The sequence below is a fragment of the Laspinema sp. D2d genome (assembly GCF_025370755.1).
In the GTDB taxonomy this organism is placed as follows: Bacteria; Cyanobacteriota; Cyanobacteriia; order Cyanobacteriales; family Laspinemataceae; genus Laspinema.
The window spans coordinates 50,690-62,810 of sequence record NZ_JAMXFC010000003.1 but is presented as its reverse complement, the minus strand read 5'-3'; the positions used below and the strand labels follow the sequence as shown (position 1 = coordinate 62,810).

The following is a 12,121-nucleotide window of genomic DNA, read 5'->3' as shown; positions in this document are numbered from 1 at the left end:
AACTGTGGGTGGGCATCAATGTTTAAAAAACAGGAGATATTATCATGAACCCCTTATCTCTCGAAAAATTTCACCACTCTTTAGAGGTTTGCAAATCTTTAAAAACCATTCAAGGTCAGTGTTCCACTCTTCCTTGTGAAGCCCTCCATTTGCTCTGCGAAGTTGCCCAGGACCCATGCGAGTTACTGGATTTGTGCCAACAGCATGATCACGAGATAAAACCCGCACTCACGGCGATCGCTGACTATGCTGCCAGTGTGGATAACTGGAAAGCGGGTGATTGTCCCTTTGGGGTGAAAGACCATTGTAATATTTTGCACTTTCTCCTGAATGTCCACACCAAACAATTTGAGTTTTTTAGAGGCCGGGAAACCTTTACTCCGGAAATAATCTGTGAATTTATTCAGGATTGGAAAGGCATTGATTTGACTCCTTTAATTGCATCTCGGGAAAAAACATTCGTTGCCTAATCTGCGGTTAGGAACGGTGGCATCAACCGACGGAGATTTAAACACCCGCCGGTTTTTTGGGTGACTCCATCGCTATAAATTGGAACCGATGCCAATTCTATCCATTCCCCTAAATTACTCCACCACCTCAAATTTCTTAGAAAATACTCGGGCATTCCACTGCCGTCCCACCTCCTGAAATATCTCCCGCAATCGTTCATCAGTGACGAGAATATCTGCCGGTTCAGAATCTGGATTCACCCAGGATAACTTGACCGGATGCTCAGTCAGAATTGCCAGGAAATACTCGTTTCCCATCTCCTGATATTGCAAAGAACTCGCTAACGCCTTGATACCAGGAATATGCAGCTTTTTATCCGGCGTAACCTGGGTTTCTACAGAAAATGCCAGAGACGGACAAAGGCAATACCGCTTACCGGATACCCCCTGATTAATCAAGAGCAAATGACCCTGATGCGGGAAATCCACCAGTAATGCATATTCTTCCCCTTTGCGAATCGTCGCTTTCGCCACATTCACCACCAAATCCCGGTCCACCTTTTTTGGATCAATCATCTGCAATTCTGCCATCGCAGAAGTCGCCATTTCCTTCGCCAACTCCCACCCCCGTCGAGGAAATTCTATTTCCCACAACCACTGATAAATGATTTCCCAAGGCGCTTTGGAATCGGGAGGTTGCTCTTTACCACCTATTGTTCCTTGCAACAAGTCAAGCGCTATCCCATCCGCTGCCATCTTGTCGCCAAATCGGTCTTTTATTTTGGTAATCACTTCCCCTAACGTTCCCGGCATATTCGTACTGGGAAAGATAATATTCAGTTCATCCTCAATGGTTGTGGCTAGGCGGGCATTCTTTTTACGTTTGTTGAGGGGATAAAAGCGCAAGCGACAGCATAATCGCTGCCTGTCGCTGCCATTCGGCTTAATTACTTGGTCTACAAAGTCGTTGAGGAATCTTTCTTGTAAAGAGTTGGCTGGTGTAATGGCTATCATTTTATCTCTCCTGTGGGGTGAATCGGCTCCTCCCTGGAAGGGCCGAGTTTATTCCTGTTTCTACTCTACCCTAGTTAGGGGATGATGTCTCATTAAATCAGGAAAATATCCCGGTTTTTATTTGTTTTTATTTGAATTTATTTGCTTGGATTTGAATTGATTTACCGCTATTAAAATCTATTAATTTTATAAAAACCCGCAAACCTACTATTTGATTTTATTTGTTCCCCCTAGACTTCTATTTTACCAATCCATTTAATGGGGATATAGCCGTTTGGAATTAAAACCATGAAAAACAAAATCCCCCTAGACCCCAAAGTTTGGCAACTGATGGAATGCGTTATCCCGAATTTAATAGGACTGTATATTGATAGTTATTGCGGTTGTGGTTTGAGCGTTATTTGCTTATTGTGGCACTGGACTGGAGACAAAACCGATCGCACTTCAACCCCGCGTCAAAAGGCGATCGCCTTGTTGCCGGTGGCGATCGCCTTTTGTGTACTGAAAGGACTGGGTTCGGTCCCTGGTGAACCGGGTTCTGTGAATCCGGGAGGGGGGACATTAAACCTGGTGTCGTTAATCGCCGTCGTCCCTCCCAAGACAAAACCGGATTTTCTTGATACTGTAGAGTTTTAAACCGTCACTGGGAGGGAAAAATTTGAAAAAGAAGCGCGATCGCCGTCCTTTCATCCTGCCACTGTTGGCGCTACCGTTTCTCGCTGCATCCCTGTTGTCAGGATGCGGGACGAACCCCCCCCGCCAAACCCAACAACCGGAGGTCCTCCGCTTACTCTACTGGCAAGCGCCAACCATTCTCAATCCTCATCTATCTATCGGGTTCAAGGATTGGGAAGCGAGTCGAATCACTTTAGAACCCCTGGCAACGTTCAATAATCAGGGGGATTTAATCCCCGTTTTGGCGGCAGAAGTTCCCACCGTGGAAAATGGCGGAGTAGCGGCAGATGGTTTATCGGTAACCTGGAAACTCAAACCAGATATACAATGGTCCGATGGCACTCCCTTCACTGCTGCCGATGTGGTGTTTACTTATGAATTTATCTCCAATCCCGAAACTGCTTCGGGAAATTCTTCCAATTATGATGCGATCGCCTCAGTGGAAGCAGTTGACCCCCTAACTGTTAAAGTTAATTTTAAGGCGGTTACTCCCGGTTGGTTTTTGCCTTTTGTCGGGTCCGAAGGGATGATTTTACCCCAACATATTTTTGCTGATTATACCGGCGCAAATTCTCGACAAGCACCGGGTAATTTATTACCTGTGGGAACGGGTCCTTATCGCGTCGTGGAATTTCGACCCGGGGATACGGTGGTTTATGAAGCTAATCCCTATTTCCGAGAAGCAGAAACCCTCTATTTTCAGCGAATCGAACTCAAAGGCGGTGGAGATTCTACCTCTGCAGCGAGGGCGGTTTTACAAACGGGAGATGCAGATTATGCCTATGGTTTGCAAGTTGAACCCCAAGTGTTAGAACAATTAGAAGCGGGGGGACAAGGACAAGTGATGGCAATTTTTGGTCCGTTAAGCGAACGGATTCAACTGAATCAAACTGACCCCAATAGCGCCACGGCAGCAGGCGATCGCTCTAGTTTAGAATTTCCCCATCCCTTTTTGAGCGATCGGCAAGTTAGGCAGGCATTCAACCTGGCGATCGATCGCGACACTATTTCTCAGCAACTCTATGGTGTTACTGGCACTCCCACCCCTAATTTTCTAGTCTCTCCCGAAACCTATCTTTCTCCCAATACCCAATATGAATTTAATTTGGAAAAAGCAGCAACGTTACTAGAACAAGCAGGGTGGCGCGATACTAATAATAATGGTATCCGAGATAAAAATGGAGCAGAAATGCGCGTTCTGTTTCAAACTTCGGTTAACCCGGTTCGTCAGAAAACCCAGGAAATCATCAAACAAAATTTCCGAACCATCGGTGTAGAAATGGAAATTAAAAGTATTGATGCCAGTATCTTCTTCTCCGGTGATCCATCAAATACTGATTCCCTGAATCGCTTTTATGCTGATTTACAAATGGTGACTACTGGCAACACCTCCCCCGACCCCACCCGCTATCTTCAAACCTTCACGTGTGGAGAAATTGCGCGTCCTGAAAATAGTTGGTCAGGTAGCAATACCTCGCGCTATTGCAATCCGGAATATGACAAATTTTGGCAACGTTCTACCACCGAACTCAACCCGAAAACTCGGGGGGAATTATTCATCCAAATGAATGATTTATTAGTGAAGGACGTGGCAGTGATTCCTTTAGTCCATCGCGCCGATGCGATCGCCGTGAGCAATAATTTAGAAGGAGTCGAATTAACCTCCTGGGATCGAGTCGTTTGGAATATCCACCAATGGCGGCGGAAATAGCAATCCCTGGGGGTTTGAACTGAACCCCTGTCGGTTGCTTAAAACTCCTTAATTCTTGCGCCTATGAAAACCTATTTGTTGAAACGCCTACTGATTTCTATTCCTACCTTAATTGCCATTAGTCTCGTCATTTTTACCATTCTAGCGTTAGCACCTGGAGACCCATTAGGAGAATTTGCCACTAATCCAGCAATCACCGCCGAAGTGCGAGAAAATCTTCGCCGTTCCTTTGGATTGGACCAACCCATTCATATCCGATATCTAAAATGGAGTTTTGCCTTTTTTACCGGAGATATGGGATACTCCTTTACCAGTCGTAGTCCCGTTATCGATTTAATTCTACAACGGTTACCCACCACCTTATGGGTCGTCGGTTCTGCTTATCTTTTCGGCATATTCATCGCCTTTCCCTTCGGCATTATTTCCGCCCTCAATCGCTACTCTCTAGTAGACAAACTTGCCACAATTTTTGCTTTTTTATGGTTTTCTCTCCCCACCTTTTTTACCGGGATTCTCTTTATCATTATTTTTAGCGTTAAACTCAACTGGTTTCCCTTTATCTATAATAGCACCTTAACGGTAACCGATTGGAATAGTTTTATCGCCCAATTTAAACAGTCTATTATGCCAATTTCTGTGTTGGGACTGTATCAAGCAGCGATTTTAATGCGGTTTATCCGGTCCTCGATTTTAGAACAACTCTATCAGCAATATGTCCGAACCGCCTACGCCAAAGGGTTATCCAAATTTAGGGTCATCCAACGGCACGTTTTAAGAAATGCGTTGATTCCCGTCGTCACCCTAGTTGCCCTCGATATTCCAGCGGTATTTACCGGCGCATTAGTCACAGAACAGGTGTTTCGAGTCCCAGGAATCGGTTCTCTGTTAATTGAGTCCATTTATCGGAGTGATACGCCCGTAGTCATGGCAATTACGTTTATTTATGCGGTGTTAATTGTAATTTTTAATTTAATTGCAGATTTCCTGTATGCCCTCTTAGACCCTAGGGTGAACTATCATCAATAATCACCCGGTTAATTTCTCATCCACTAATTTAGTTTTAAATATGTCCAATGCGAATCCCATTCAAGCCGAAATTTTGCCAAGCTTTACGCCTAATTTAGGCAAAAAAGCATGGCAGCGATTTTATCAGGATAAAATGGCGGTTTTAGGTGCGATCGCCCTTACCATTATCCTCCTCTGCGTTATCTTTGGTCCCTTCTTCTACACCACCGCCATTGATGAAATTGATTTCAGTCGGTCCTCAATGGGTCCAAGTTGGAATCATCCCTTTGGCACTAATTCCCTGGGTCAAGATATCCTCGCCCGAATGTTATCCGGAGGGAGAATCTCCATCGCAGTAGGTATCGCTGCCATGTTAATAGCGATTACTGTCGGGGTATTCATCGGTGCAGTTGCCGGATATTATGGGGGTATCATTGATGCTTTACTCATGCGTCTGACGGACTTATTTTTAGCGCTGCCGCAGTTACCGTTACTACTGTTAGTCGTTTACTTGTTTCGTGACCCCATTCGGGCAGTTGCTGGACCAGAATTGGGGATTTTTATCCTGGTTGTTCTAGTGATTGGTTCCCTCACTTGGATGTCTGTAGCGAGACTGGTTCGGGCCGGATTTTTAACCGTTAAACAATTAGAATTTGTCAGTGCAGCGCGTGCCTTGGGTGCATCGCCTCGGCGGATTATTTGGATTCATATTTTACCGAATATTATTGGTCCGGTAATTGTTGCCGCCACCCTGGCGATCGGCAATGCTATTATTACCGAATCCACCCTCAGTTTCTTTGGATTAGGATTTCCCCCCGATGTTCCCACCTGGGGACGAATGCTTTATGATGCCCGAGATTACTTACAAACCTCACCCCATCAAGCCATTTTTCCAGGACTAGCAATTTTTATCACCGTCAGCAGCATTAATTATATCGGCGACGGATTACGCGACGCCCTTGATCCTCAAAGTAATTCTATTTAGTCCTCATTTTCATCGAACACTGGGGGCCATAAATCAGAAATTTGTAATTCCCATCCCGGAAGCAATTCAGGAAGGGTTAGGGTTTCACTGTCGGTAAAAACGATGGGGGTTTGATTGGGGCGATAGAGGGTAACGGTTAATTCATCGGGGTCGATTAAAATCCCCACTTTTACCCCTTGTTCGAGAAACATTTGAATTTTTTCTCGGAGTTTAGTAATACGATCGCTTTGAGATTTGATTTCTACCACTAAATCCGGCACAACTTCGCTAAAATACCGGACAGTCCGAGGCATTCGCGATCGCGAGACATAAGAGACATCCGGGGCCGTTAAATCAGCATTCGGCAGAATGAACCCCCCGCTAGAGTCAAAGACTAACCCCAGGCGACGAGGCGTTACCCAGTTACCCAATAATCGACTCAACTGTGCACCAATATAGCTGGAGACAATATCTGATGGACCCATGACAATCAGGTTTCCCTCGCGTAATTCTATCTGGTAATCATTGGAATCATTGTCAAGTTTAGATTGCAGTTTTTTTAAGTGGTCGATAGTCAAAGACATAAGTTTTTATAGGTAGAGTTGATTTAAAATGATTATACTTCAATTCTTGATGCTTTTGCACAGAGTTTAAAAACTAGTGCAGATGTGCAAAAGAAGATAATCAGCTATAATGAGATGAAGAGGTAGAGGGACCCCTATCAGGACCCTCGCCTCACGCTTCTATCTGGACGTAATCAATCATGCCTACTCCAAAAGCTAAAGTCTGTACCGTATCGGACAGGCAGCATCAGTTACTAGAACAAATATCACGCAAGGCAACTAATCCCCATCGGTTAGTAGAAAGAGCCAAGTTAGTCTTGTTGGCTGCTGATGGAATCAATAATACCGAAATCTCCAATCGGTTGGAAATGAACCGGAATCAAGTGCGGATGTGGCGCTCCCGATGGGCTGATGCCTCAGCTACTCTAGCGTCCGCCGAAACCTCCGCAACTAACGATAAAAAATTAATTCAACTGATTGTAGATATTTTAAGTGATCAACCTCGTTCCGGTAAGCCCGCCACATTTACGGTAGATAATATTGTCCAAATTGTGGCAGTGGCCTGTGAACATCCCTCACAAAGTCAGCGGCCAATCAATGAATGGACTCACCAAGAATTGGCATCCGAAGTCGTTAAAAGAGGAATAGTCAAAGAAATTTCCCGCTATAGTGTGGGTCGTTTTTTAAAAGGAGGCTGATCTTCAACCGCACCGCTCTCAATACTGGCTAAATACAGCCCCTAAAGATAGAGGAGTATTTCAAGAACAGGTAAGGAATATTTGTAAACTACACCAGGAAGCATCGGAATTGGCCGAAAACGGTGTGCATTTGATTAGTACCGATGAAATGACGGGAATTCAAGCATTAGAAAGAGCTTACCCGACTAAATCGATGATTCCTGGAGAAGTAAAACGGATAGAGTTCGAGTACATCCGACATGGAACTCTAAGTTTAATAGCCAATTGGGATATCTTTAAGGGACAAGTTATAGAACCCTCTATTGGTCGGACTCGTACTGAAATAGATTTTGCCAACCATATCACTAAGACAATTGATACGGATCCCGAAGCCGGGTGGATTTTTATGGTTGACCAACTCAATACTCATATGAGTGAATCTCTGGTTAAGTTAGTAGCCTCTCGTTGTCAGATAGATATCGACTTAGGTGTTAAAGGGAAAAAAGGAATTCTGAAATCGATGAAAACTCGCAGAGCTTTTTTAAGCGACCCAACCCATCGCATTCGTTTTGTGTATTTGCCCAAACACACCTCCTGGTTAAACCAGATTGAATGTTGGTTCAGTATCTTGACCCGTCGCCTTTTAAAACGAGGTGAATTCACTTCTATCTATGACTTATCTGAACAAATCCTTAAGTTTATCGATTACTTCAACCGAACGAGCGCCAAACCATTTTTATGGAAATTTCAAGGGTTCAAGGAGCTTAATTAGACTGGCTACTTATTTTTACGCATCTGCACTAGGTTTTTACACAACCCGAGTCTTAGTGCGAGTCAAAATCTGGAAGATATAAATCCGGGTACAGGGTGGATTTCACCACCCTGTGAGTTGAAGTGAGACAGTTTACGGTGTAGTCCGGGCGGGTTGATTGATCGTGGTGGGTTCGTAGAGATATTCAAACCAATTTCCATCCGGGTCCTTGCCATAAAATGAGGCAGTGCCATCGCGGTGATCATGGATTTCACGGACATCGGCCCCTTCTGCTTTGAGGCGATCGTAGGCGGACTGAATTTCAGCCCGATCGCTGAAGACGAAGCCAAAATGGGGTCCCGCGTGTTTGTAGCTAGGACTCAGCAGGGCCAATCCATCCTCTCCCGCTTTTAAATAAGCCCAATCGGGGTCCTTCCAAACCACAGTCATCCCTAAGTTGTGGTAAAATTGCACTGCGCGATCGAGGTCAGTAACCCTAATGGCAATATGTCCAATCCGTTTCAGCTTCATCATTCTTTAAGTTTTATAAACTTTCTCTCTATATTCTTATTCTAAAGTTCTTCAAGGCCTAAAGTGGCGATCGCCAGGATAAAACCGTAATCTCCCCTATCCTCCCCATCTCCCCCATCCTCCCCATCTCCCCCATCTCCCCCATCCTGAATTTAAAAACTCAATACCAACTCTCGGTCAGTTTGCCTGTAAATTTGATAGTCTAGCATAAATAGTTTTGGGAACGGATAGAAGCAGTGGACATTCAAATTGGGCGTGGCAAAACAGCTCGCAGGGCATACGGAATTGATGAAATTGCCTTAGTCCCGGGTACGAGAACGCTAGATCCTTCTTTAGCGGATACGCGATGGACCCTTGGCGGGATTGAGAGAGAAATTCCGATCATCGCCAGTGCGATGGATGGAGTCGTCGATGTCCGCATGGCAGTTTTGCTTTCTCAATTGGGAGCGATGGGTGTCCTCAATTTGGAAGGCATCCAAACCCGGTATGAAGATCCCGAACCGATTCTCGATCGCATTGCATCCGTCGGCAAAGAAGAGTTTGTCGGATTGATGCAGGAACTCTATGCTAAACCGATTCAGCCAGAGTTAATCGAGAAACGTATTCATCAAATTAAGAGCCAAGGCGGGATCGCCGCAGTCAGTGCCACTCCGGCAGGGGCCGCTCAGTATGGCGCAACGGTTGCTAAAGCTGGAGCAGATTTATTTTTCGTACAGGGAACCGTAGTTTCTACGGATCACTTATCTCCCGAGTCCATCACCCCTCTGGACTTGGCGAAGTTTTGTCAAGAAATGCCCATTCCGGTGATTTTGGGAAATTGTGTCACCTACGAGGTGAGTCTGAAGTTAATGAAAGCCGGTGCTGCCGCGATTATGGTGGGGATTGGACCCGGTGCCGCTTGTACCTCTCGCGGGGTTTTGGGCATTGGGGTTCCCCAGGCAACGGCAGTGGCGGATTGTGCTGCCGCCCGGGATAATTTTTACCGAGAAACGGGCAAATACGTTTCTATCATCGCCGATGGCGGATTGGTGACGGGGGGAGATATCTGTAAATGTATTGCCTGTGGTGCGGATGGGGTGATGATTGGCTCTCCCTTCGCTCGGGCTAACGAGGCTCCTGGACGGGGCTATCACTGGGGGATGGCGACTCCTTCTCCAGTGCTGCCTCGGGGGACGCGGATTCGGGTCGGCAGTACCGGGAGTTTAGAACAAATTCTCCGGGGTCCAGCGGGTCTGGATGATGGGACTCATAACCTCCTTGGGGCGCTGAAAACCAGTATGGGGACGTTAGGCGCTAAGGACATGAAGGAAATGCAACAGGTGGAAGTGGCGATCGCTCCTTCTTTGCTGACCGAAGGAAAAGTCTATCAAAAAGCACAACAACTCGGAATGGGTAAGTAAATTTACTTCCCTTTGTGGTGATGTAAATCTTTGCACAATTTTTACACCACCACTGCATTCTGTAGTTTACAATAGAATATAGCGGAGACGCATGTTTCCGTTCACTCCTCACACCACACTCCGCCCGGACTTCTGTTCGGGCGGTTTTTTATTAGGGATGACTTGTTTAAATGCGAAAATAGACTAAACTAAAATCTGCATCCAGACCAATCGTCCTAAACTAAATCGACTCACTTATGAGATTTAGCCCCGTGCTACCCTCTTGCCAGGAAGTCTGACCACAGGCGATCGGTTCTGGGATGGTAAAATTACTCGTTGAGAAACCCTATAGAAAAGGAATCAAGGGCAATGTCAGCAGCCGCACAAGTTACAGACTCTACTTTTAAGCAAGAAGTGCTTGATAGCGAGGTTCCAGTTCTCGTCGATTTTTGGGCACCCTGGTGCGGACCTTGCCGGATGGTAGCCCCTGTTGTCGATGAAATCGCCCAGCAGTACGACGGTCAGGTTAAAGTCGTTAAAGTCAATACCGACGAAAACCCGAACGTAGCAAGCCAATACGGAATCAGAAGTATTCCTACTTTAATGATTTTCAAAGGCGGCCAACGGGTGGATATGGTAGTTGGGGCCGTGCCGAAGACGACTTTGGCTAATACCCTAGAAAAATATATAGCAAAGTAATCGACTCACCATCGAGACTCCCTTAGTAACCGGATTATCTGGAGATTTCATAACGAAATGTTGGAAATTGAGAATTAAGAATTTAGAATGCTAAACATTAAACTCTTTAATTGTTCGCGCCTAATTCTTAATTTTCTTTAGACTTCACTCAAACTGAATTCATCCAGATTAACTTTGCGATCGCTGGACTCTGTGGGGTCCAAACTCTCTCCCGCCCTAGGTTGAACTCGGGCGGGTTTATCGTTTCTGCCCTCGGTCACTGGGTTTAGGGTATTCCAACCAATAAAATCTTCTCGGAGAGATCCCCCCAACCCCCCAAAAGAGAACGCCAATCGGCTTGAATAATTCGGCATTACTTCTAATGCCCCACTTTATTTATGGAAATCCCTTAGATGGACAGAACCTTGCCTAGTCCGGGGGTATAGTAGCGATTAAAAACCCACTTTTTCAACACAAATCCTGAGAATTCGGAACAAAGCCAGGGCCAAAACCCGGTTTTCAGGTCCTGGGGACCTAATTCGGGTGCGGGAAAAATCTCTACCCTCATGGGTTTTTCTGTCACTGGGGATCGCTTTTAGCTAGAATCAAGGTGCAGCCTTTCTGATATTTATGGCTTCCCTTTACTCTTCTGACTCTCTCGATCGCCTCCAGGCCCAGATTAATGAACTCATTGATGAGTTGCCCAATCTCAAGTTTAGAAAATGGATTGAGCGATCGCTCTCCACTCTCGTTCGCCTGACGGGTGAAGACATTGAACGCCTAGACTGGAAGATTCTCAGTGCGGCTTTACTCGATATGGAAGCCGCCTTTCAAGCCTTTCATCCCCATCGCCATACCCGCAAAATTACGATTTTTGGGTCAGCGCGCATCCAACCGGAGACCCCAGAATACCAGATTGCTGAAGCCTTTGGCCGTGCAGTCGTTGAGCAAGGATTTATGGTGATGACGGGTGCCGGGGGTGGCATTATGGAAGCGGGCAATAAAGGAGCCACGAAAGCCAACTCCTTTGGGTTAAACATTCAACTGCCTTTTGAGCAGGAAGCAAACCCTTATATTGACCCGGCAAATTTAGTCGAATTCAAATACTTCTTTACCCGCAAGTTATTTTTCCTCAAGGAAAGTGATGCGATCGCCCTATTTCCTGGGGGATTCGGGACTCAAGATGAAGCCTTTGAATGCGTCACCTTGGGACAAACGGGGCGCTTTGGTCCCTGTCCCGTAGTCCTGATTGACTGTCCCGGTGGTGACTACTGGAAAGACTGGGATGCCTATATTCGTAAGCACCTCCTGCATCGGGGTTTAATCAGTCCCCATGATTGCAGTATTTACACGATTACCGATAATGTTGAAGTCGCCTGTGAAGTCGTTCGCAATTTCTATCGGGTTTATCATTCCAGTCGCTATGTGGGCGATCGCTTCGTGATTCGCCTCAAAACCGAACTTTCTGATGAGGCGATCGCCCAACTTAATGAAGAGTTTAGCGATATCCTCGTCCGAGGCATCATTGAAAAAAGCCACGGATTACCGGAAGAAACCGGAGACGAAACCTTTGAACTTCCCCGCTTGATTTTCTTCTTTAACCGCCGCGATGCCGGACGAATGTACCAACTCATTGAGCGAATTAACACCCTTGGCGACTCCGATTCTGTAGAATCAGCTCATCCTGAGCGCAAATAAGGCCCAAAGATGAGAAAATAATCCCC

The 12,121-nt window shown here is 45.9% G+C and carries 14 protein-coding genes; 10 read left to right on the top strand and 4 right to left on the bottom strand.

The window, feature by feature from the left end; all coding sequences use genetic code 11:
- Positions 1 to 44: 44 nt before the first annotated feature.
- Positions 45 to 470 (top strand): hypothetical protein, encoded by a 426-nt coding sequence (locus NG796_RS02980; RefSeq protein ID WP_261204435.1) that lies wholly within the window; start codon positions 45 to 47, stop codon positions 468 to 470.
- A gap of 114 nt (positions 471 to 584) precedes the next feature.
- On the opposite strand, the gene NG796_RS02975 is transcribed toward NG796_RS02980, so the two are convergent.
- Positions 585 to 1,463 (bottom strand): DUF4384 domain-containing protein, encoded by an 879-nt coding sequence (locus tag NG796_RS02975; RefSeq protein ID WP_261204434.1) that lies wholly within the window; start codon positions 1,461 to 1,463, stop codon positions 585 to 587.
- 288 nt (positions 1,464 to 1,751) lie between these two features.
- On the opposite strand from NG796_RS02975, the gene NG796_RS02970 reads away from it, so the two are divergent.
- The 4 genes from NG796_RS02970 to NG796_RS02955 all read left to right on the top strand — a co-directional run bounded on the left by NG796_RS02970 (position 1,752) and on the right by NG796_RS02955 (position 5,839).
- The gene (locus NG796_RS02970; RefSeq protein WP_261204433.1) at positions 1,752 to 2,099 is read left to right on the top strand and encodes a hypothetical protein; all 348 of its coding nucleotides are present in this window, start codon (positions 1,752 to 1,754) and stop codon (positions 2,097 to 2,099) included.
- A 22-nt stretch (positions 2,100 to 2,121) separates the two neighbouring features.
- Positions 2,122 to 3,849, top strand: a complete 1,728-nt coding sequence (locus tag NG796_RS02965) for a peptide ABC transporter substrate-binding protein (protein WP_261204432.1) — start codon at positions 2,122 to 2,124, stop codon at positions 3,847 to 3,849.
- Between the two features lie 63 nt (positions 3,850 to 3,912).
- Complete coding sequence (locus NG796_RS02960) at positions 3,913 to 4,875, top strand: ABC transporter permease (RefSeq protein ID WP_261204431.1); 963 nt, start codon at positions 3,913 to 3,915, stop codon at positions 4,873 to 4,875.
- Positions 4,876 to 4,915: 40 nt separating this feature from the next.
- Positions 4,916 to 5,839 (top strand): ABC transporter permease, encoded by a 924-nt coding sequence (locus NG796_RS02955; RefSeq protein ID WP_261204430.1) that lies wholly within the window; start codon positions 4,916 to 4,918, stop codon positions 5,837 to 5,839.
- Here NG796_RS02955 and NG796_RS02950 read toward each other — a convergent pair.
- Positions 5,836 to 6,402: a Uma2 family endonuclease gene (locus NG796_RS02950; RefSeq protein WP_261204429.1), complete on the bottom strand. Its 567-nt coding sequence runs from the start codon at positions 6,400 to 6,402 to the stop codon at positions 5,836 to 5,838. The genes NG796_RS02955 and NG796_RS02950 overlap by 4 nt on opposite strands.
- Before the next feature lie 179 nt (positions 6,403 to 6,581).
- On the opposite strand from NG796_RS02950, the gene NG796_RS02945 reads away from it, so the two are divergent.
- Together NG796_RS02945 and NG796_RS02940 are read left to right on the top strand one after the other, a co-directional pair.
- Positions 6,582 to 7,079 (top strand): helix-turn-helix domain-containing protein, encoded by a 498-nt coding sequence (locus tag NG796_RS02945; RefSeq protein ID WP_261204428.1) that lies wholly within the window; start codon positions 6,582 to 6,584, stop codon positions 7,077 to 7,079.
- A 109-nt stretch (positions 7,080 to 7,188) separates the two neighbouring features.
- The gene (locus tag NG796_RS02940) at positions 7,189 to 7,830 is read left to right on the top strand and encodes a transposase (RefSeq protein WP_261204427.1); all 642 of its coding nucleotides are present in this window, start codon (positions 7,189 to 7,191) and stop codon (positions 7,828 to 7,830) included.
- Positions 7,831 to 7,962: 132 nt separating this feature from the next.
- Here NG796_RS02940 and NG796_RS02935 read toward each other — a convergent pair whose 3' ends face one another.
- Complete coding sequence (locus tag NG796_RS02935) at positions 7,963 to 8,340, bottom strand: VOC family protein (RefSeq protein WP_015147095.1); 378 nt, start codon at positions 8,338 to 8,340, stop codon at positions 7,963 to 7,965.
- A gap of 236 nt (positions 8,341 to 8,576) precedes the next feature.
- On the opposite strand from NG796_RS02935, the gene NG796_RS02930 reads away from it, so the two are divergent.
- Together NG796_RS02930 and trxA are read left to right on the top strand one after the other, a co-directional pair.
- Entirely contained in the window at positions 8,577 to 9,740 is a 1,164-nt protein-coding gene (locus tag NG796_RS02930) for a GuaB3 family IMP dehydrogenase-related protein (RefSeq protein ID WP_254564538.1), read from the top strand.
- Positions 9,741 to 10,055: 315 nt separating this feature from the next.
- Positions 10,056 to 10,418, top strand: a complete 363-nt coding sequence (gene trxA, locus NG796_RS02925; protein WP_263011614.1) for a thioredoxin — start codon at positions 10,056 to 10,058, stop codon at positions 10,416 to 10,418.
- Between the two features lie 137 nt (positions 10,419 to 10,555).
- Here trxA and NG796_RS02920 read toward each other — a convergent pair whose 3' ends face one another.
- Positions 10,556 to 10,771 (bottom strand): hypothetical protein, encoded by a 216-nt coding sequence (locus NG796_RS02920; protein ID WP_261204426.1) that lies wholly within the window; start codon positions 10,769 to 10,771, stop codon positions 10,556 to 10,558.
- Between the two features lie 256 nt (positions 10,772 to 11,027).
- Between NG796_RS02920 and NG796_RS02915 the strand changes: the two genes are divergently transcribed.
- Positions 11,028 to 12,095: an LOG family protein gene (locus NG796_RS02915; protein ID WP_261204425.1), complete on the top strand. Its 1,068-nt coding sequence runs from the start codon at positions 11,028 to 11,030 to the stop codon at positions 12,093 to 12,095.
- The last annotated feature ends 26 nt before the right edge of the window (positions 12,096 to 12,121 follow it).